Raw genomic sequence first — 19,652 nt, 5'->3', positions numbered from 1 at the left:
GGATGTACGCATGTGTCCCCCTGGCACCCCGTGAGCGGGACCCTCTGCGCAGGCCCCCGTGCTGCTTCTCGCTCAATTTATCGATGACGGTCAAAGTATTCGAGGGTCTCCTGCTCGGCCTGGAACGATTCGCGCCAACTCCGCTCGCTGCACCGGAACGCCGCCTTCCACGGTGCGGGGTGGGGGTTGATCAGGATCTTCGGCGCGGACGCCGTCCTGTCGCGGAGCGCGGCGCCGCGCGACGGGCCGGACGGCCAGCGGACCGGGCAGTGGCACGGCCTTGGGGTGTTTGCGCACTTCAGCCCCGAAATCCCCTGCCGTGGACAGCCAGTTGTGAAGGCGCGGCGCAGATGGCCGGATGCGGCATACAAAACTCGCCGTTATAAACAGCAGACGCTGTTGATAACTGTGTTTGCTGCTTAATTGGGGGTGGCCAGCGGCTGGCCCGGCCTCTTCAATCCCCCGCGGGCCCGGCCGGCCCTGGCTGCCCCACGTGGGCGCCACCCCGTCGCGCTTGAGGAGAACGCACGTTGAACCGCTCAGCCGGCCATCCCCGCAGATGGCAAATCCTGAACATCCTGTGCCTGAGCCTGGTCCTGATCGGTCTGGACACCCTGATCCTCAACCTGGCCCTGCCCAGCATCCAAAAGGACCTGGACGCCACCAGCAGCCAGCTGCAGTGGACCGTCGACTCCTACGCGCTGGCCTTCGGCGGCCTGCTGCTCATGGCCGGCGGTCTGTCCGACCGCTTCGGCCGCAAGCGCCTGCTCTCCATCGGCCTGGCCGCGTTCGCACTGACCAGTCTCGGCGCGGCCTTCGCCTCCAGTGCCGAAATGCTCATCACCTTCCGCACCCTGATGGGCATTTCCGCCGCCTTGATGATGCCCGCCACCCTGGCCATCATCAAGGATGTCTTCCCTCCCGAGGAGCAGGGCAAGGCGATCGGCATCTGGTCCGGCGCGGCCGCCGTGGGCGTGCCGCTGGGCCCGGTGGTCAGCGGACTGCTGCTGGAGCACTTCTGGTGGGGCTCGATGTTCCTCATCAACGTGCCGCTTGCCGCCATAGCCCTGATCGGCGGTGCCAAGCTGATTCCCGAGTCGAAGGCCGAAGGCCACCCCGGCCTGGACCTCGGCGGAGCCCTGCTCTCGGTTGCCGGCCTGGTCGCCATCGTCTACGGCCTGGTGGAGGCCCCGCACAATGGATGGGGCGACATCGTCACTCTCGGCTCCCTGTTTGTGGGCGTCGTCCTCATGGTCGCGTTCGTGCTGTGGGAGCGGCGCACCGCCCACCCGATGCTCGATGTCGGTCTGTTCCTCAACGCCCGCTACGGCGGCGGCGCCCTGGCGATCGCCTGCACCTCCTTCGGCCTCTACAGCGGCCTCTATCTGCTCACCCAGTACCTGCAGTCCGTGCTCGAACTCGACCCGCTGGGCGCGGGCCTGCGCATGCTCGCCATCGGCACCATGATGATCGGCGCGCCGCTGTCGGCGAAGCTCGTCGAGCGCACCGGACTGAAGGCCACCGTCGTCCTGGGCCTGTTGCTGTGCGCGGCCGGGCTCGGCGTGCTGGCCGGACTGCAGGTCGACGACGAGGCCCAGGCACTCATCGGGCTGGCCGTGTTCGGACTGGGCATGGGTATCGCCCTGCCGGCTGCGGTGGATGCCATCCTGGTCGTCTCCGCCGCCCGCCAGGCCGGCGCCGGCTCCGCCGTGGCGGATGTGGGCATGCAGGTCGGCGGCGCGCTGGGCATCGCCATCAGCGGCAGCGTGATCACCACCCTCTACCGCGACGACCTGCCGCAGGCCGCAACCCTGCCCGGGGAAGCGGGAGATGCGGTACGAGAGTCCCTGGCCGGCGCGTCCGCGGTTGCCCAGCAGGTGGGCGGCAGCGCAGGCCAGAAGGTCCTGGCCGCCGCCCAGCAGTCCTTCGTCGGCGGCTTCGCCACCACGCTGCTGATCGCTGTCGGTGTCGCCGTGGCCGGAGCCGTCACCGCCGCGCTCGTCCTGCCCCGGGACCGTGTGGCCGAGGACGACGGCACCGCGCAGGCCGAAGCCGCCCACGGCACCAGCGCCGATGCCCCCGCAACCTCCTGATCCCGAAAGGGCGGACAGTGCGTAGGATCAAGCCCGTAGCCCGGCCCGGCGCGCACGCCGCGGCCCGCCCGGCGCCGGACGACCGGCCCGGGGGCGAAAGGGAGGTGGCGATGGCACGGCCATCGAAGCTGAGGGTCGCGGTCAGTGATCCGTCTCAGTGGCTCAGTGAACGCGAGCGCGCCCAGATGCTGGCGCCCAAACTGCGGGCGCTGGCCGATGAGACCCGGCTGATGCTGATCCTTCTGATCGCGCAGCGTCCCCGCACCGTCAAGGAACTGCAGGAGGCCACCGGCTTGAGCCAGACGCTGGTCAGCCACCACCTGGCCCCGCTGCGTGAGCAGCAACTCGTCGAGGCGATCCCCAAGGGCCGCAGCAACCAGTACGTCATGTGCTGCCAGACGCTGGCCGAACCGCTGCGCATGTTCGCCAGTTTGGCGGCCATGGACCCTGAGACGGTGGCGGCCTGCCTGCATGCCGAGGCCGACCAGCCCGCCGTGCAAGGCGCCTGACCGCGCACACCCGCGCGAACCCGGCAGGGCCGGTGCTCCTCCCCCACGGGGAGGAGCACCGGCCCTGCCGCATGCTGTCCTACTGCTGCAGGCTCTGCTGGAAACGGTCGCGGATGTCCAGCGTGGTCAGGGCGTTGGTTGCCCGCGGTGGTATGGAGCCGGTCCGCGGCAGCGTTTTGACGCTGATCAGGTGCGGGCCGGAGGCGGCCTGGGCGCGTTGCATCGCACCGCGCAGGGCTTCCTCGCTGTCACAGGCGACAGCGCTGGCGTAGCCGGCGGCCCGCGCCATCTCGGGGAACGAGGTGGTCGCCGACGTGGTCGCCTGCCCACCCGTCGACTCGTGCACCCGGTTGTCGAGCACCACATGGATGAGGTTGGCGGGCGCCTCGTTCCCGATCATCGACAGCGCGCCCAGATGCATCAGCAGGGCCCCGTCCCCGTCCAGCACCACCACGGTGCGCTCCGGGTGAGTCAGCGCCACGCCGAGACCGATCGACGAGGCGTGGCCCATGGAGCCCTGCATGTAGAAGTTGCCGGGCGCATCCGCGACCGCGAACGTGTCCCGCCCGGTGAAGCCGGTGGTGGCGATGACCGCCGCCTGCGGCGCGGCAGCGGTCACGACACCGATCGCCTGCGCGGCGGCAAGCCCTTGCGTATGCGGGTCGTTGGCGGCCTCGGCCTTGCCGATAGCGCCGCGTTCGACCAGCACGAACGGCGCCCGCTGCTCCGCCAGGTCCTTCTCCGCCTGGTCCAGGACCGACCGGAACTCCTCCACCCCGTGCTGGGCGTACAGCGTGTAGTGCGGGGTGTCGACGCTGTCCAGCAGGGCGGGGGTGGCCGGCCCCATCACCGCGTGCTGGGGCTCGTCGGTGGCCGGGTCGGGCCAGCCTCGCAGACTGGTGAAGGTCAGAATCGGCAGCTGGTAGGTCATCACCAGTGAGGTGAGCGGGTTGATCAGGTTGCCCAGGCCGGAGTTCTGCAGCATGACGTAGGCGCGCTGCCCGCCCAGGGCGGCGCCGGCGGCGACGGCCAGTGCGCTGCCCTCGTTGGGGGCGGGCACGTAGCGGCCGGGCTGGGTGCTCAGGTGGGCGATCGGCCCGCCGAAGTGGGAGCACGGCACGCCGCTGGCGAGGGTGAACCCGCGCTCGGCGAGGAGGTCACAGAATTCTTGAGCGGAGATCATGGACGGGGCAGCTCCGTTTCAGCGGTGGGGGACGGTGCGCTGGGCGCTTCCTGGGCAGCGGCCCGGGAGCGGCGGCGCATCTTGATGCCTTCGACGATGATGGGGATGCCGGAGACGAGCACGATGCCGATGACGATGGCCTCGATGTTGTCGCGGACGAAGGCGATCTGGCCGAGGTAGTAGCCGACCAGGGTGAGGCTCACCGACCACAGGACCGCGCCCAGCACGTTGAACAGGAAGAACGTGCGGTAGGTCATGCGGCCCACGCCGGCGGTGATGGGGATGAAGGTGCGGAACACGGGGATGAAGCGGGCCATCACCAGCGCTTTGGGGCCGTGCTTGAGCATGAACTCCTGGGCGCGTTCGGCGTTTTCCTGCTTGAAGAAGCGGGAGTTGGGCCGCCTGAAGAGGGCCGGGCCGATCTTGCGGCCGAAGGCGTAGCCGAACTGGTCGCCCAGTACCGCGGCGACGGCGATGGCGAGCATGACCAGCCACAGTGGCTGGTGCAGGATCTGGTCGTTGGCCACCAGCAGGCCTGAGGTGAACAGCAGCGAGTCGCCGGGCAGGAAGAAGCAGACGATCAGCCCGGATTCGGCGAAGACGGTGGCCATGATGCCGAGCATCCCGAAGGTGGATATCAGCGCTTCGGCATCGAGTAAGGGTGAGGAGGCGAGGTTCATCGCGGTGTGCCCCAGAGGTCAGATGGATTGAGCGGACGGCAGGACGCGCGCCGGCCCCGCAGCGGGGCCGGCGCGCTCTACAGCGCTAGCGGGCGGCCCACACGGGACGCTCGTCGATACGGACCACGGCACACGTGATGGACACCCCGCCCCCGTGGGCCACGATCAGGACGTGGTCGCCGGGGCCGACCTGGCCGGTCTCCACCAGGTGGGTCAGGCCCACGATCTGGTCGTTGACCGTCATGTGGCCCAGATTGCGGCCGAAGTCGAGCAGGCCCTGCTCGGGGGAGAGCCCCATCGGGTCGAGAATGACCTTCAGGTAGCTTTCCTGGCCGGTGAAGACGTGGCAGACACGGGTGACGTCGCCCGGCTCCAGGCCCGCCTCGGCCAGCGTGCGCAGCGCGATCTCGGTGCGCAGCTCTCCCTGGCGGCGCACGACTTCGGCGACGGTCTCCTCCAAGCCTCCGGTGGCGGCCAGGCGCTCTTTGAAGTCCATGCTGCGCCCGACCGTCAGCGACGGCGGGAAGAGCGGCTCGCTGCCGCGGTACTGCTCCTCGACTTCGGCGGTGGAGCCGGTGTTGATGGACAGCAGGCTCGCAAATCCCTCCGACTTCGACAGCAGGACGGCGCTGCCTCCATCACCGAGGACACCGTTTTGGATGCCGAAGGCCCACCGGTTGAAGTTCGGGGTGCCGACGTTGTCGGCGCCGGTGAGCAGTGCGGCACTGCGTTCGGGGACGGCCTTGAGGTAGCAGACGGCCAGCTCCAGGGAGCCGATCAGGCCGCTGCACGCCTGCCAGACACGGAAGGAAGGCACGTCGCGGTCGGTGACGTGCCGCAGGATGTAGTGCTGCGGTGACCATCCCTCAGGTCCCTGCTCGTGGCCGCAGGCGTGGATGTGCAGGTCGATGTCGTGCGGGTGCAGCCTGGAGCGTTCCATGGCCTGCCGGGCAGCGGCGATCGCCATGTCCGGGGCAGGCATGTCGTCCGCGACAGCGGCGCCGGTCCAGCCGTAGAACTCGTAGTCCTCGGCGTCGTACAGGCCCAGAGCGACGGCCTTTCGGGCGTCGACGATCTCCGGGATGTGCGTGCCCAGTCCGGCGATGCGAATGTCGGTGGTCTTCATGAAGTGGGTCCTCGTCCCTCGCTCGGTCAGGCCGAGGCGTCAGCGGAGTTCAGTTCGGCGGCCAGGGCTTGGGCGACGGTGGTGATGCTGCCGTCCTTGAGGAGTTGCACCATGGGCAGCTTGACCTGGTAGCGGCGTTCGATGCGGTTGCGTAGTTCGACGGCCATGAGGGAGTCCATGCCGAGCCGGTTCAGCGGCCGGTTGACGTTGACGCGTTCCGCGCGCAGGCCCATCACCACGGCGGCCTCCTGCCTGAGGAAGTCCAGCAGCTCGCTGCTGGGCACCGCCTGCGCAGCAGCGGCCTGGGCTCCACCGGACTCCGGCACCGCGGGTGCCTCGACGGGGGCAGCCGCTGCGGCGACGGGTGCGACCGGTGCGGCAGAACCTGTCTCGGGTTCGTCGGCGGCCACCGGTGCGCCGGCATCGTCGGTCACGGTCTCAGCCGGGCCTTGTACAGGGCTGAGTTCAGCGGCGAGGGCTTGGGCGACGGTGGTGATGCTGCCGTCCTTGAGGAGTTGCACCATGGGCAGCTTGACCTGGTAGCGGCGTTCGATGCGGTTGCGTAGTTCGACGGCCATGAGGGAGTCCATGCCGAGCCGGTTCAGCGGCCGGTTGACGTTGACGCGTTCCGCGCGCAGGCCCATCACCACGGCGGCTTCCTGCCTGAGGAAGTCCAGCAGTTCGCTGCCGGGCACCGCCTGCGCCACAGGGGCATCCTGCGGGACAGGCCGGGCAGCGGCCGCAGGCGCGGTAGCTGTCTGCGGTGCGGGGGCGGCCGACGGCGCGGTGGTTGGAGCCGGAGTCTGGGCGAGCGCTACCGCCTTGCCACTTCGCTGCTCGTGCTCGGTTACGGCCGACGGCACGGGCTGCTTGACGCCGGTCAAGTGCTGCAGCAGCGGCGCGGCCGCGGCGCCCGGGTACGCGCGGGCCCAGGCGGGCCAGTCGGCCGGCAGCACCGCGGTGTGCAGACGGCCCTCGGCCAGGATCCTGCCGAGCAGTTCGAGGCCGTCGGCCGGGCTGAAGGAGGCCATGCCCTGCGGCAGCAGGGTGCGCTCTTCCTGCTGTTCCTTGCGGGCCACCATGCCGACGCTGTCCCAGAAGCCCCAGTTGATGACGGTCGCCGGCAGCCCCTGGGCGTGCCGGTGGTGCGCCAGGGCGTCGAGGAAGGCGTTGCCGGCCGCGTACCCGCCCAGCATGGGCGAGCTGAGCAGGGCCGAGCCGGAGGAGAACAGGACGAATGCCTCCACCGACTCCTCGTGCAGCAGCCGGTGCAGGTTCCACGCTCCGGAGACCTTGGCCGCCAGCACCCGGTCCATTTCGGTGGCGCTCATGTCGCTCAGCGGCGTGTAGTCGATGACCCCGGCGGCGTGGAAGACACCGCGCACCGGCGGAAGGCCGGTGCGGCGCCGGGAGGCGAACAGCGCCTGCATGGACGGGAGGTCGGCGACGTCGACGGCCTGGTACGTCACGTGCACGCAGCGCTCGCGCAGCTGCCGGAGCACAGCGACAGCACCAGCGTGCGGATGGTCGTCGGTCATCGGCGCGTCGGGGTCGGGCAGCGGGCTGCGTCCGGTCAGCAGCAGGTGCCGGGCGCCCTGGTCGGCGAGCCACAGGGCCAGCTGGCCGCCGATGCCGCCCGCCCCGCCGGTGATCAGGTAGGTGCCGTCGGCGTGGACGCTCACGGCCCGGCCGCGGGGACTTGGCGCAGCGGCGGGCTGCGGGTCGAACGACAGCACGATCTTGCCGGTGTGGCGGGACTGGGCCATCAGGCGGAAGGCGTCCGCGGCTTGGTCCGCCGGGTACACCGTGTGCGGCAGTGCCTCCAGGGCGCCCTGGCCGACCAGGGCGGCGGCGGCCCGCAGCACGCGGCCGGCCCGCTCGGGGGCGTGCTGGATCATGTGCACGACGTCGACGGCGTGGAAGGACAGGTTGCGGGCGAAGGCCCCCAGCGGCAGCGGATTGTTGTCGAGGATGTCCCGCTTGCTCAGCTCGAGGTAGTGCCCGTAGGGGGCCATCAGTGACAGGTTCGCTTCGATGGCGTCGCCGGCGAGGGTGTTGTAGATGGCGTCGAATCCCTCGTCGCCGAGGGCCGTTTTGAAGGTGTCGGCGAAGGTGAGGCTGCGGGAGTCGGCCACCTGCTCCACGCCGAGTTCGGTGAGCAGTTGGCGTTTGGCGTCGCTGCCGGCGGTGGCGAAGATGCGGGCGCCCTTCCAGCGGGCGATGCTCAGCGCGGCCCGTCCGGTGCCGCCGGTGGCGGTGTGGATGAGGACCTTCTGGCCGCGCTCCAGGCGGGCCAGGTCGTGCAGCGCGTGGTAGGCGGTGAGGTACGCGGCGGGCAAGGTCGCGGCCTCGGCCCCGGTCAGCTGGGCCGGTTTGGGCGCGGTCAGGCAGGCGCGGGTGACGACCTCGGTGGCCAGGGCGCCTTCGGCGAAGGCGATGACCTCCTGGCCCACCGTGACATCGGTGACGGCGCGGCCGGTCTCGGTGACGGTGCCGGCGCACTCCCAGCCCATGACCGGCGGCCGGTTGTCCTGCCCGGGGTATGCGCCCAGGCTCAGCAGCACGTCGCGGTAGTTGACGCCGGCGTGGCTGACCTGGATCCGGACTTCGTCTGCGGCAAGGGCTCGCTCGGGTATCGCGGTGAGCTGCAGGTCGTCGATGACGCCCGGTGTGGGCAGTGACAGAGCACGCGGCGCGTGCGCGGCGGCCGCGGGACGCAGCCGGGCTGCCAGGCGCCGTCCGTCGCGCAGCGCGATCTGGTCCTCCTGGTCGCCGTGCTGCAGCAGTTCGGCCAGGGTGGCGACGCTGGCGGCGGACCGGTCGAGGTCGGCCAGGCGCGGGGTCAGCGCCGGGGCCTCGGCGGCCAGGGTGCGGCCCAGTCCCCACAGCATGGCCTGGAAGGGATGGCGTACCTGCTCGCCGGTTCCGGTGGCCTGGGCGAGTTGGGTGATCAGCCACAGCGGAGGCTGGCCGATCAGGCGCTCTTCGAGTGCCCGGGCCAGGTGCAGCACGCTGTGGGAGGACAGGAGTTGGGCGCGGCGGATCTCGGTGGGGGTTGCGTCCAGGCCGGCCTGGGCGTCCAGGGCCCACAGGTGGAGGATGCCGCGGCAGGTGCCGATGCGGGCGACGTCGCCCAGGATCTCGCGGTAGTGCTCCTGCTTCGACGGGTCGATGCGGTACCGGTCGCCGCCTCCGGCCAGGGGGCCGGCGCCTCCGGTGACGGCGACCACGCGCTGTCCGCGACCGGTCAGTTCCCGTACCAGTGCCCGCCCGGTGGAGCCGCTGTCGGTCAGCACCAGCCAGAAGCCCTCCTGTGCGGGCGCGGCCGTGCTGGGCGCGGGCAGGGGGATCTCGTCCCAGGTCAGGGAGTGCAGCCAGGTGTCGCGGTCACTGCCGCCGCCGGGGGCGGCGGGGGTGGGGGAAGTCTCGGTCGGCGTCACGAGGTCCTCGGGGGGTGTGGTGAGCAGTGCGGGCGCGTGACCGGCCAGGTACTGCAGGCGCAGGCCGCGCATCTGCGCGATCAGGCGGCCGTCCTCGGCACGGATGTCGATGTCGGCGGCGAAGGAGTCCTCACGCGGGGAGGGCAGCAGCCTGGCGTGGCTGAACAAGGCGGCGGGCGGCTGCTGGTAGAAGCGGACCTCGTCGATGCCGCCCAGGACGAAGACGCCTTCCTCCCCGGGCACGGTCAGCGGCCGGGCAGCGGCCATGGCGTGGCCGCTGGCGTCCAGGAGCGCCGGGTGGAAGTGATGGTGGGCCAGGCCGTCGGCGAGCGCGGAGGGGCAGTCCAGGCGGGCGAGGACTTCGCCGTCGGTGCGCCACAGTTCGGTGATGCCCTGGAAGGTGCCGTTCCACTGGTTGCCGCGTGCGGCGTTGAACGGGTAGAAGTCGCCGGCGTTTTGGTGCTGCGGCAGGCGGGCGCGGATGGCGTGGAGCGGTTCGGACGGTTCGTGAGCATCCTGCGGCAGGGCGCGGGCGGTGGCTTCGGTGTGCAGGATCCACTCTGCGCCGTCGGTGTCCTGGCTGTGGATGCGGCAGTGCAGCGAGGTGTCCGGGCGCGGGGTGACGGTGACCTTGACCTCGGGTGCGGGGCCGTCTTCGTCCAGGAACAGGGCGCGGTGATAGTGCACGTCGGACACCGACAGGTTGTCGGATCCGGTCACGGTGCGGGCGGCTGCGCCGATGAGTTCCAGGTGGGCGGTGCCCGGCAGGATGATCGTGTCCTGGATGCAGTGGTCGCGCAGGTAGGCGTTGTTGCTCAGGTCCAGCGGTCCCTGCCAGACGTGCGTGGCGCCTTCGGCGGGCAAGGGCGGGCCCAGCAGTGGATGCGGGGCCGGTGCTGCCTTTTGCCGGACGGCCGGTGGCGCCTGGGGTGTCGCGGCCGCAGGGGCGGTCGCCGGGCTGGGGGTGTGGCTGATCCAGTGGCGGGTGCGCTGCCACGGGTAGGACGGCAGCGGCACGTAGTGGCCGCCGGCGCTCATGGTGGCGAAGTCCAGGCGTGCGCCGGCCGTGTGCAGGGCGGCGGCGAAGGTGAGCAGGCTGGTGCGTTCGTCGGTGTGGCGGCGCAGGCTGCCGATGGCGGTGGTGTCCGCGCCGGTGTGCAGGCGGCTGGTCTCCTTGATGCCGGCGACGAGCAGCGGGTGGGGGCTGACTTCGATGAAGGCTGTCTCACCGAGGTCGAGTTGGCCGCGTACGGCGCCGGCGAAGTCGACGGGCCGGCGGATGTTGCGCACCCAGTAGTCGGCGTCCATGCCGGAGCCGTCGATCACCTCGTTGAGCAGGGTGGAGTGCAGTGGGATGCGGCCCGCACGCGGGGTGAGGTGAGCGAGTTCTTCGAGCAGGTCCTCGCGCAGGGCGTCCATCTGGGGGCAGTGCGAGGCGAAGTCGACGTTGACGCGCCGGTTGTCGATGCCGCGGGCGTCGAGGGCGGCCAGGACCTGGGTCAGGGCGTCGACATCCCCGGACAGCAGGGTGGAGGTGGGGCTGTTGATGGCAGCCACCGCGACCTTGTCCTCGAATCCGGCCAGTGCGGCTTCGGCCTCGTCGGCGGGCAGCGCGACCCAGGCCATGGTGCCGAGACCGGAGAGACGTTTGGCGAGCCGGCTGCGGCGGCAGATGACGGCGGCCGCGTCCTGCAGGGAGAGCGCGCCGGCGATGTAGGCGGCGGCGGATTCGCCCATGCTGTGGCCGATGACGACGTCCGGCGTGATGCCCCAGGACTGCCACAGTTCGGCCAGGGCTATCTCCATGGCCCACAGGGTGGGCTGGATGACGTCGAGCTGCTTGAGCCGTTCCTCGTCCGCGGAGCGCAGCAGGTCGATGACCGACCAGCCGGTCTCGGTCTTGATGGCCTCGTCGCAGGCTTCCATGCTGTGGCGGAAGACCGGTTCGCTGTCCAGGAGTTCACGGCCCATGCCGGGCCACTGCGAGCCCTGGCCGGGGAAGACGAAGGCGATCCTGGGTACCGCTTCGGGGTCGGTGTAGTCGCTGAAGGACAGGCCGGGCTCGGTCTCGCCGTCGGCGAAGCCCCGCAGGGCGGCGGCCGCTTCGGTGTGGCTGTCGGCGGCGAGTGCCAGGCGGGCGTCGTGGGGGGTGCGGCGCAGGGCGGCGGAGTGGCAGATGTCGCGCCAGGCGTGCTGGGCGCCGGAGCCCTCGAGGTGGCCGGCCATGGCGCGGGCGGCGTCGGTCAGGGCTTCGGGGCTGAGGGCGGACAGCACCAGCAGTTCGCTGCGGGTGGCCGGCGTCTGGGTGTCCGTGTCGCGGGTGGCCGGTTGGGGTGCGGTTTCGAGGACGAGGTGGGCGTTGGTGCCGGAGAAGCCGAAGCTGGAGACCCCGGCGACGGCGGGCCGGCCGTGGTCGGGCAGCGGCGTGGCCTGGGTAGGGACGCTCAGCGGCAGGTTGTCCCAGTCGACGGCCGGGTTGGGGTGGTTCAGGTGCAGGTTGGGCGGGACCGTCTGGTTCTCCAGGCACAGCACGGCCTTGATCAGCCCGGCGATTCCGGCGGCCGCCTCGGCGTGGCCGATGTTGGTCTTCACCGAGCCGACCAGGCAGCGCTGGTCTGCGGGGCGGGGGCCGATGATGTGGGCCAGGGCTTCGAGTTCGACCGGGTCGCCGACGCTGGTGCCGGTGCCGTGGGCCTCGATGTAGTCGACGTCGGCCGGGTCGATGCCGGCGTTGGCGTAGGCGCGGCGCAGCACGTCGCGCTGGCCTTCGACGGCCGGTGTGACGAGGTAGCCGCTGCTCTGTCCGTCGTTGCCGACGGCGGAACCGCGGATGACGGCGCGGATGCGGTCGCCGTCGGCTTGAGCGGCGGAGAGCGGTTTGAGGATGACAGCGCCGATGCCGTCGCTGCGCACGAAGCCGTCGCCGGAGGCGTCGGCGAACTTGCAGCGGCCGTCGGAGGCGAGCATGCCGGCCCCGGAGTAGACGACGCCTTCCTCCGGCAGTAGCACGAGGTTGACGCCGCCGGCGATCGCCAGCGGGCACTCGCCGAGCCGGATCGCCTGGACGGCGTTGTGCACGGCGACCAGGGCGGAGGAGCAGGCGGTGTCGACGGTGAAGCTGGGGCCGCGCAAGTCGAAGGCGTACGACAGGCGCCCGGAGGTGATGGCGCGGGAGGCCGCACCGGTCATGGCGTAGAGGTCCAGTTGGTCGCGGTTGCTGTACTGCAGGTGCCAGTAGTCGCCGCCCAACTGGCCGATGAACACTCCCGCGTCGGTGCCGGCGATCTGCGGCAGGGGCTGGCCTGCGTCCTCCAGTGCTTCGTAGGCGACTTCCAGCAGCAGCCGCTGCTGGGGGTCCATGCGGTCGGCCTCCCGCGGGGAGATGCCGAAGAACTCCGCGTCGAAGGCGTCGATGTCGCGCAGCAGCCCGCCCCACCGGCTCACGGTGCGGCCGGGTGTGCGGGGAGCCGGGTCGTAGACGGCGTCGACGTCGTAGCGCTCGGGCGGGATGTCCGTGATGGCGTCACGGCCCTGCAGCAGCATGTCCCACAGCTGCTCAAGACTGGTGGCGTCGGCGAAGCGTCCGGCCATACCGATGATGGCGATCGGTTCGCTGGCGGCGTCAGCCGCGCGGGTGGGGTCGTGAGGCATGGATGTCCTTCCGGGCATGGCGAAGCCGTTCACTGGTGAAGCAGCACGGAAGGAACCGCGGTCTGTGCGCGGCAGACCGGCACAACAGCCGGCCCGGTGGCGGGCGCACACACCGAGGCAGAAGGGGAGGGAACAGGGAAGAGCCGGTCCCGTCTTTTGAGCGGTCGAAGGCGTGGCGAGCGCTTCACACCGTTCACGGTCCGGACGCGGCCGTCGGCACAGCCGCTGTTTCCTGAATGTCGTTACGGCACTGGGCGATTGCCCCGTGCCGCACACCCCCGCTGTTTCGATATGTATCGAGATTGACTCGTCGGGGGCGCCACATGCAACGCGGCGCGAAGTGACGCTCGTCACGCTGGATGAGGCTTCGGCCGAAGGTTGACATTCATCGAATCAGAGGCAAGGCTGGAATCTTGATTCGTTGTTTATCTATATAGGCGGTTGTGATGAAGCCTCCGCCGCGCCGCCGGCGGGGCCGCCGCGACAGGAGCCGATCCCGATGAACGATTCCGCCGCAAACCCGGCCGCCGACGAGCAGAGCGAGAGCCCCTGCTGCGCCGCGATCGCCGAGTTACAGCGCCGGGCACGGCAGCGCGCCGAGCAGCGCCTGCAGGCAGACGGCGACGAGGCTTCCCCGACCGCGCCGCCCGAGCCCGCACGCGATGCCTGAGCACCGCTACCCCCTTCCTGAAAGGACACCGCACCGTGGTTGACCACAGCCCCGACCGTCTTCCCGTCGCCGTGATCGGAGCCGGACCCGTCGGCCTGGCCGCCGCCGCCCACCTGGCCGAGCGCAGCCTGCCCTTCGTCGTCCTGGAAACCGGCGACACCCCGGCCTCGGCCGTGCGGGCCTGGTCCCACATCCAGCTCTTCAGTCCCTGGGAGTACAACACCGACCCCGCCGCCCGCCGCCTGCTCCAGGCCGCCGGAGGCTGGGACGAACCCGACGCCTCCGCCCTGCCCACCGGCGGCGACCTGGTCAAGCAGTACCTCCAGCCGCTGGCCGAACTGCCCGCCCTGGCCCCCCACATCCGCTACGGCGCCACCGTCACGGCCATCAGCCGCCTGGGCATCGACCGACTGCGCACCGCCGACCGCGAGAACACACCGTTCGTCCTGCGCCTGGCCGACGGCGAGGAACTGCTCGCCAGCGCCGTGATTGACGCCTCCGGCACCTGGCACCAGCCCAACCCCGTCGGCGCAGGCGGCCTGCCCGCCCACGGCGAAGCGGAAGCCGCCGCCTGGATCAACCACGGCCTGCCCGACGTCTTCGGCGCCGACCGCGCCCAGCACGCAGGCCGCCACACCATCGTCGTCGGCGCCGGCCACTCAGCTGCCAACACCCTGCTCGCACTCGCCGAGCTCGCCGACGCCGAACTGGGCACCACCATCACCTGGGCCGTCCGGGCCGCCGACCCCGCCGCCTCCTTCGGCGGCGGAAGCGACGACGAACTGCCCGCCCGCGGCGCTCTCGGCTCCGGCCTGAAGATGCTCGTCGATACCGGCCGCGTCACCCTCGCCGCCAACTTCCGCACTCACAGCATCCGCCCCCTGGGCGACGACCCGGCACACGACCAGGTCCAGCTCATCTCCCGCACCCCGGACGGCGCCGAGCAGACCCTGACCGCCGACCGCATCGTCGCCGCCACCGGCTTCCGCCCCGACCTGCACATCACCGACGAACTGCGCCTGGAACTGGACCCGATCATGTCCGCGCCGCGCGCGCTGGCCCCTCTGATCGACCCCAACCAGCACTCCTGCGGCACCGTCACCCCCCACGGCTACCGCGAGCTCGCCCACCCCGAACCGGGCTACTACGCCGTCGGCATGAAGAGCTACGGCCGCGCCCCGACCTTCCTCATGCTCACCGGCTACGAGCAGGTCCGCTCCATCGCCGCAGCCCTGGCAGGCGATATGGACGCCGCCCAGTCGGTCGAACTGCAGCTGCCGGAGACCGGCGTGTGCTCGGTGACCGCCGGCGGCGAAGCCATCGCACTGCGCCTGGGACTGACCAAGGACCAGCACGAACAGCTGCTCCACGTCACCGCCAAGCACCTGGGCACCTCCTCCAGCGCAGCCGAGGCAGTCCTGTCCGCAGCCACCGAACTCGGCATCGACCACACCGCCGCACTCCAGCTGGCCGCCTACGCCGCCGAACAGTTCGACGCGCCCGGCGCCACCGGCTGCTGACCGGCCCGGCAACGCAAAGCGGCTGCCCCTCCCCGTATCGGGGCAGAGGCAGCCGCACCAGCCGTCAGGACGTGCGGTGCACCTTGTGCTGCGCCGCCTGCGCCCTGGGCCGCACCACCAGCAGATCGATGTTCACGTGCGAGGGGCGGGACACCGCCCAGACCACCGCATCCGCCACGTCCTCGGCCACCAGCGGGCCGGGCACACCGGCGTACACGGCGTCGGCCCGGTCGGTGTCACCGCGGTAGCGGTTGAGGGAGAACTCCTCGGTCTGCACCATGCCCGGCGCGATCTCGATGACCCGCAGCGGCTGCCCGCACGCCTCCAGCCGCAGCGTCTCGGCGAGCACGTGCGCCCCGTGCTTGGCCGCGCTGTAACCGCCGCCGCCCTCGTAGCACGTAAACGAAGCCGTCGACGTCAGCACCACCACCGTGCCATCACCGCTCGCGAGCAGCTTTGGCATCAGCGCCTGGGTCACCTGCAGGGTGCCCAGCACGTTGACCTCGTACATGTGCCGCCAGTCGGCGGGATCGGCCTGCGCGATCTCCTCGACCCCGAAAGCCCCGCCGGCGACGTTCACCAGCACCTCGCAGGCCTCCACCTGCTCAGCGAATGCGGCGACCGCTTCGCGGTCCGTCACATCCAGGGGACAGACATGCACGATGCCGCCCTCGGCGCGAATTTCCTTGGCCACCGCTTCCAGACGGTCCACCCTGCGTGCGGTGAGGACGACGGTGAACCCTGCCCGGGCCAGTTCGCGCGCTGTGGCTGCTCCAATGCCGCTGCTGCCTCCAGTCACCACCGCGGTGCGCTGTTTCGAACCCTGAGTGGGTATGGCCATGAAGTGCTTCCCCCAGCCCTTGATTAGACAGACATCGAAGTAAGGGATCTTGGCATCCGTGTCAACGAGTGTCAACATAGACAGATGTCAAAGCTCCAGGGGAAAGTGGCCGCGCTCCCGGCCAAGCCGTGCTGCCCGGCACTGACCGAACGAGAGTTGACGGTGCAAGAAGCCGAACTCACCGCCGCGATGTTCAAGGCCCTCGGCGACCCGGTCCGGCTCCGCCTGTTCTCCAAGGTGGCCTCCCACCCCGACAGCGAAGCCTGCGTGTGCGACATCGCTGACGTCGGTGTCTCCCAGCCCACCGTCTCCCATCACCTGAAGAAGCTCAAGGAAGCCGGCCTTCTGGTGTCCGAACGCAGGGGGACGTGGGTCTACTACCGCGTCGAACCCTCCGTCCTCGCTGCGATGGGGCATCTGCTCACCCCCACGCCGGCCAAAGCAGCCTGAAGCCCCTCCCGGTCGCTGCCGCTGTTGGGGCCGGAGGTGCGGGCGGTGACACGCGTCTGCGCACCACCGCTTCTGAGTCCTCGCGCCTCGCGCTGAAAATGCACAACTGGCCGACCAGGGGTCAGTGGGAGCGGCATTCTCGCGCCGGGCGTCGCGGCTGTGTGAGCAGGGTCCTGCCGTGTCCTCCCGTCAAAGCCTGGGCGCCCCTGAATCTTCGCGTCGGCCGATTGGCCGCCGTCGTCAGTTGCGCCGCTGGGCTGCCGCCGGGACGCAAGGTCACGTCGCAGGCCCGGTGCGGACTGGAGTACCTGCAGCAGACGCCGGTGGCATTCGACTAGGAAGTGCGCGGGTCGCTCCGGGCGCCTTTGTGAGCGCCTTCGGCCACCCGCTACAGCCTGGCCCGGCCCAGCGATCACCCGACTAACGGGTAGCCCCGCACGAGTGACGGCCGACGTCTGCGCCATGGCTGCTCGGCTGCCCGACAGGCGCCGGGCTTCGGTCGGATGCGACCGCGACCTTCATCCGCTCGCCTAAGAACTCCTAACAAAAAGCCGCAACTGGCCTTGGAATGATGGCGTCTGATGGGTTGTTAGCCTGCCCATGAGAAGGGGCGAACAGCCGCCGTGGATCGTGGCGGATGGGCTGTGGGAGCGGATCGAGCCGTTGCTGCCGGTTGTACCGCGCCGCACGGATCACCCCGGGCGCAAGCGTCTGGACGACCGGAAGGTGCTGTCGGGCATCCTGTTCGTGCTCTACACCGGCATTCCGTGGGAGTTCCTGCCCCAGGAGCTGGGCTTCGGCTCCGGCATGACCTGCTGGCGGCGGCTGCGTGACTGGAACGACGCGGGAGTCTGGCAGCGGTTGCACGAGTCGCTCCTGGCCGAACTGAACGCAGCCGGCGCGCTGAACTGGTCGAGGGCGGTGATCGACGGCTCGCACGTCAGGGCCCTCAAAGGCGGCCCAAAACAGGACCGAGCCCGGTCGACCGTGCCCGAACAGGCTCCAAGCACCATCTGATCACCGAAGGGCACGGCATCCCGCTGGCGGTATCGCTGACCGGCGGAAACCGTAACGACGTCACCCAGCTCATGCCCCTGATCCAGGCCGTCCCGCCCATACGCGGCCGGCGCGGACGGCCCCGACAACGACCGGTCGCGCTTTACGCCGACCGCGGCTACGACCACGACAAGTACCGCACGCAGGTACGGGCCCTGGGAATCACCCCGGTCATCGCGCGGCGCGGCGTCGAGCACGGTTCCGGACTGGGCGTGCACCGCTGGGTGGTCGAGCAGAGCTTTGCACTGCTCCACTGGTTCCGCCGACTGCGCATCCGCTGGGAGATCCGCGACGACATCCACGAAGCTTTCCTCAGCCTGGCCTGCGGCATCATCTGCTGGCGCCGACTGGTCAACCTCTCACTTTGTTAGGAGTTCTAAACCCCATGCCTGTCTACGGTGTGGTCGGCCAGTGCACGCTGGCTGCCCCGATCGCCCGCAATCGTCGACTCGGCCTGCAAGCCTTCATTTCCCCTGGCATCGATGAACGTCTATGTTGACGCTCATCGATGCGAGTGCCATGCTGGGCAGCGCAAGGGATCGACGGATGTCGAAACAAAGGGGATTCCAGTGAACGCGCTCACCGATCAGTTGCCCGTCGTGGTCATCGGGGCCGGCCCCGTCGGCCTGGCCGCCGCCGCCCACCTGGTCGAGCGCGGCCTCGACCCCCTGGTCCTGGAGGCCGGCCCGGCCGCAGGCTCCGCTGTCCGGGAGTGGTCGCACGTCCGCCTGTTCTCCACGTGGGGCGAGGTCATCGACCCGGCCGCGGAGAAGCTGCTGGCCCCGACCGGCTGGGTCCGCCCCGACGCCGCGGCCTATCCGACCGGCGGTGACTGGGCCGAGCAGTATCTGCAGCCGCTCGCCGACGTCCTCGGCGACACGGTCCGCTACGGCGCCCGGGTGACCGGCGTCGCTCGCGCCGGCCGTGACCGGATCGTCGATGCTGGCCGTGACGAGCAGCCCTTCACCGTGCACATCGAGACCGCCGACGGCCGCGAGGAGCGGATCACCGCGCGCGCTGTCATCGACGCCTCCGGTACGTGGTCGACGCCGAGCCCGATGGGCGCGGACGGCCTGGCCGCGCTCGGGGAGAAGGCGGCTGCTGATCGCATCTCCTACCGTCTCCCGGATCTCAACGATCCAGCCGCACGTGCCCGTTACGCAGGCAAGCGCACCGCTGTCATCGGCTCCGGAGCCTCCGCCTTTACTGCCCTCGCTCTCCTCGCCGACCTGGCCGAGGAGGAGAAGGGGACGCACGCGGTGTGGATCCTGCGCCGCGGGATCGGCGCTAACACCTACGGCGGCGGCGAGGCCGACCAGCTCCCCGCCCGCGGCGCTCTTGGCCTGCGCGCCAAGGCGGCCGTCGAGGCCGGTCACGCGAGCGCGATCACCGGATTCCGCACCCAGGCCGTCTCCCACGACGGCGACCGCCTCGTCCTCGAGTCCGACGACGGCCACCGCACGGACCCCATCGACGAGGTCATCGTCCTGACCGGTCTCCGCCCCGACCTGTCCTTCCTCGCCGAGCTCCGCCTCGGCCTGGACGAGCGCCTCCAGGCACCGACCGACCTTGCCCCGTTGATCGACCCCAACGTCCACTCCTGCGGCACGGTATACCCGCACGGCGTCAACGAGCTCTCCCACCCCGAGCAGGGCATTTACCTCGTCGGCATGAAGTCCTACGGCCGCGCCCCGACCTTCCTGGCCATGACGGGCTACGAGCAGGTCCGTTCCATCACCGCTGCGATCGCCGGGGACCAAGAGGCCGCCGAACGCGTCGAGTTGACCCTGCCGGAGACCGGAGTCTGCGGCGGCGCGGGCCTGTTCGACGAGGCGGAGAACACCGAGCAGTCCGGCGGCGGCTGCTGCGCCGCCCCCACCACACTCCAGATCGGCATCGGCGCCCCGGCCGCCACGTCCGGCGGCTGCTGAACACCCCATCCACACCAGGAGGTTCGTCATGTCCCGCGTACAGCTCGCCCTCCGCGTCCCGGATCTCGACGCGTCCATCGCCTTCTACAGCAAGCTCTTCGGCACCGAACCCGCCAAACTCCGCGACGGCTACGCCAACTTCGCCATCACCGAGCCACCGCTCAAACTCGTCCTGATCGAAGGCACCGCAGGCGAGTCGACCCGCATGGACCACCTCGGCGTCGAGGTCGACAGCACCGAGGCGGTCCACGCGGCCACCGCGCGGCTGAGCGAAGAGGGCTTGGCCACCGACGTCGAGTACGACACCACCTGCTGCTACGCCCTCCAGGACAAGGTCTGGGTGCACGGTCCCGGCCAGGAGCCCTGGGAGGTGTACGTCGTCAAGGCCGACGCCGACTCCCTGGCCAAGCAGCAGGGCAGCACCTGTTGCGCCGACCCGACGACGGCCGACACCAGCGAGACGCAGGAACCGGCCGCCGCAAGCAGCTGCTGCTGATCCGCA

The 19,652-nt window shown here is 70.5% G+C and carries 13 protein-coding genes; 8 read left to right on the top strand and 5 right to left on the bottom strand.

All coding sequences use genetic code 11. The features are described from left to right. Window positions 1-530 precede the first annotated feature (530 nt). Complete coding sequence (locus ACWD3I_RS37965; protein ID WP_365411012.1) at window positions 531-2,093, top strand: MFS transporter; 1,563 nt, start codon at window positions 531-533, stop codon at window positions 2,091-2,093. Between the two features lie 110 nt (window positions 2,094-2,203). Beyond that, entirely contained in the window at window positions 2,204-2,602 is a 399-nt protein-coding gene (locus tag ACWD3I_RS37960; RefSeq protein ID WP_365411015.1) for an ArsR/SmtB family transcription factor, read from the top strand. Window positions 2,603-2,681: 79 nt separating this feature from the next. Here the strand turns inward: ACWD3I_RS37960 and aepY are convergent, their stop codons facing one another. The 4 genes from aepY to ACWD3I_RS37940 all read right to left on the bottom strand — a co-directional run bounded on the left by aepY (window position 2,682) and on the right by ACWD3I_RS37940 (window position 12,682). Further along, window positions 2,682-3,785, bottom strand: a complete 1,104-nt coding sequence (gene aepY, locus ACWD3I_RS37955; protein ID WP_365412761.1) for a phosphonopyruvate decarboxylase — start codon at window positions 3,783-3,785, stop codon at window positions 2,682-2,684. Continuing rightward, window positions 3,782-4,465, bottom strand: coding sequence for a DedA family protein (locus ACWD3I_RS37950; RefSeq protein WP_365412759.1), 684 nt, complete (start codon window positions 4,463-4,465; stop codon window positions 3,782-3,784). The genes aepY and ACWD3I_RS37950 overlap by 4 nt, the downstream gene beginning before the upstream one ends. 85 nt (window positions 4,466-4,550) lie before the next feature. Beyond that, the gene (locus tag ACWD3I_RS37945) at window positions 4,551-5,591 is read right to left on the bottom strand and encodes a ketoacyl-ACP synthase III family protein (RefSeq protein WP_365412757.1); all 1,041 of its coding nucleotides are present in this window, start codon (window positions 5,589-5,591) and stop codon (window positions 4,551-4,553) included. Window positions 5,592-5,617: 26 nt separating this feature from the next. Further along, on the bottom strand, window positions 5,618-12,682 hold the full coding sequence (locus tag ACWD3I_RS37940) for a type I polyketide synthase (RefSeq protein ID WP_451084293.1): 7,065 nt from the start codon (window positions 12,680-12,682) through the stop codon (window positions 5,618-5,620). A gap of 499 nt (window positions 12,683-13,181) precedes the next feature. Here ACWD3I_RS37940 and ACWD3I_RS37935 point away from each other — a divergent pair, with 499 nt between their 5' ends. Both ACWD3I_RS37935 and ACWD3I_RS37930 read left to right on the top strand, forming a co-directional pair. Further along, on the top strand, window positions 13,182-13,352 hold the full coding sequence (locus ACWD3I_RS37935) for a hypothetical protein (protein ID WP_353698152.1): 171 nt from the start codon (window positions 13,182-13,184) through the stop codon (window positions 13,350-13,352). A gap of 35 nt (window positions 13,353-13,387) precedes the next feature. Then, window positions 13,388-14,872 (top strand): NAD(P)-binding domain-containing protein, encoded by a 1,485-nt coding sequence (locus ACWD3I_RS37930; RefSeq protein ID WP_365412753.1) that lies wholly within the window; start codon window positions 13,388-13,390, stop codon window positions 14,870-14,872. Window positions 14,873-14,936: 64 nt separating this feature from the next. On the opposite strand, the gene ACWD3I_RS37925 is transcribed toward ACWD3I_RS37930, so the two are convergent. After that, on the bottom strand, window positions 14,937-15,713 hold the full coding sequence (locus tag ACWD3I_RS37925; RefSeq protein WP_365412765.1) for an SDR family oxidoreductase: 777 nt from the start codon (window positions 15,711-15,713) through the stop codon (window positions 14,937-14,939). A gap of 84 nt (window positions 15,714-15,797) precedes the next feature. Here ACWD3I_RS37925 and ACWD3I_RS37920 point away from each other — a divergent pair, with 84 nt between their 5' ends. From ACWD3I_RS37920 to ACWD3I_RS37905, 4 genes are all read left to right on the top strand, one after another. Beyond that, on the top strand, window positions 15,798-16,163 hold the full coding sequence (locus ACWD3I_RS37920; RefSeq protein WP_353698154.1) for an ArsR/SmtB family transcription factor: 366 nt from the start codon (window positions 15,798-15,800) through the stop codon (window positions 16,161-16,163). A 600-nt stretch (window positions 16,164-16,763) separates the two neighbouring features. Next, window positions 16,764-17,590 (top strand): IS5 family transposase gene (locus ACWD3I_RS37915; RefSeq protein ID WP_365412750.1). Its coding sequence is split into 2 segments (ribosomal slippage): window positions 16,764-17,124 and window positions 17,124-17,590, totalling 828 coding nucleotides; the frame shifts between segments, so codons are not numbered across the junction. A gap of 198 nt (window positions 17,591-17,788) precedes the next feature. Next, on the top strand, window positions 17,789-19,150 hold the full coding sequence (locus ACWD3I_RS37910; protein WP_451084292.1) for an FAD-dependent oxidoreductase: 1,362 nt from the start codon (window positions 17,789-17,791) through the stop codon (window positions 19,148-19,150). A 28-nt stretch (window positions 19,151-19,178) separates the two neighbouring features. Continuing rightward, the gene (locus tag ACWD3I_RS37905) at window positions 19,179-19,646 is read left to right on the top strand and encodes an ArsI/CadI family heavy metal resistance metalloenzyme (RefSeq protein ID WP_365412274.1); all 468 of its coding nucleotides are present in this window, start codon (window positions 19,179-19,181) and stop codon (window positions 19,644-19,646) included. Window positions 19,647-19,652: the final 6 nt, after the last annotated feature.

The sequence above is a fragment of the Streptomyces sp. NPDC002817 genome (genome assembly GCF_053592055.1).
Note: the sequence above shows the minus strand (reverse complement) of the source record. Positions and strands in the feature narration are given on the sequence as shown.

What these genes read in the sequence shown, in the direction of transcription:
- ACWD3I_RS37920 (WP_353698154.1), top strand. Translation starts at nt 15,798, where the DNA reads ATGTCAAAGCTCCAGGGGAAAGTGGCCGCGCTCCCGGCCAAGCCGTGC.
- ACWD3I_RS37940 (WP_451084293.1), bottom strand. Translation starts at nt 12,682, where the DNA reads ATGCCTCACGACCCCACCCGCGCGGCTGACGCCGCCAGCGAACCGATC.
- ACWD3I_RS37925 (WP_365412765.1), bottom strand. Translation starts at nt 15,713, where the DNA reads ATGGCCATACCCACTCAGGGTTCGAAACAGCGCACCGCGGTGGTGACT.
- aepY (WP_365412761.1), bottom strand. Translation starts at nt 3,785, where the DNA reads ATGATCTCCGCTCAAGAATTCTGTGACCTCCTCGCCGAGCGCGGGTTC.
- ACWD3I_RS37935 (WP_353698152.1), top strand. Translation starts at nt 13,182, where the DNA reads ATGAACGATTCCGCCGCAAACCCGGCCGCCGACGAGCAGAGCGAGAGC.
- ACWD3I_RS37960 (WP_365411015.1), top strand. Translation starts at nt 2,204, where the DNA reads ATGGCACGGCCATCGAAGCTGAGGGTCGCGGTCAGTGATCCGTCTCAG.
- ACWD3I_RS37950 (WP_365412759.1), bottom strand. Translation starts at nt 4,465, where the DNA reads ATGAACCTCGCCTCCTCACCCTTACTCGATGCCGAAGCGCTGATATCC.
- ACWD3I_RS37945 (WP_365412757.1), bottom strand. Translation starts at nt 5,591, where the DNA reads ATGAAGACCACCGACATTCGCATCGCCGGACTGGGCACGCACATCCCG.
- ACWD3I_RS37905 (WP_365412274.1), top strand. Translation starts at nt 19,179, where the DNA reads ATGTCCCGCGTACAGCTCGCCCTCCGCGTCCCGGATCTCGACGCGTCC.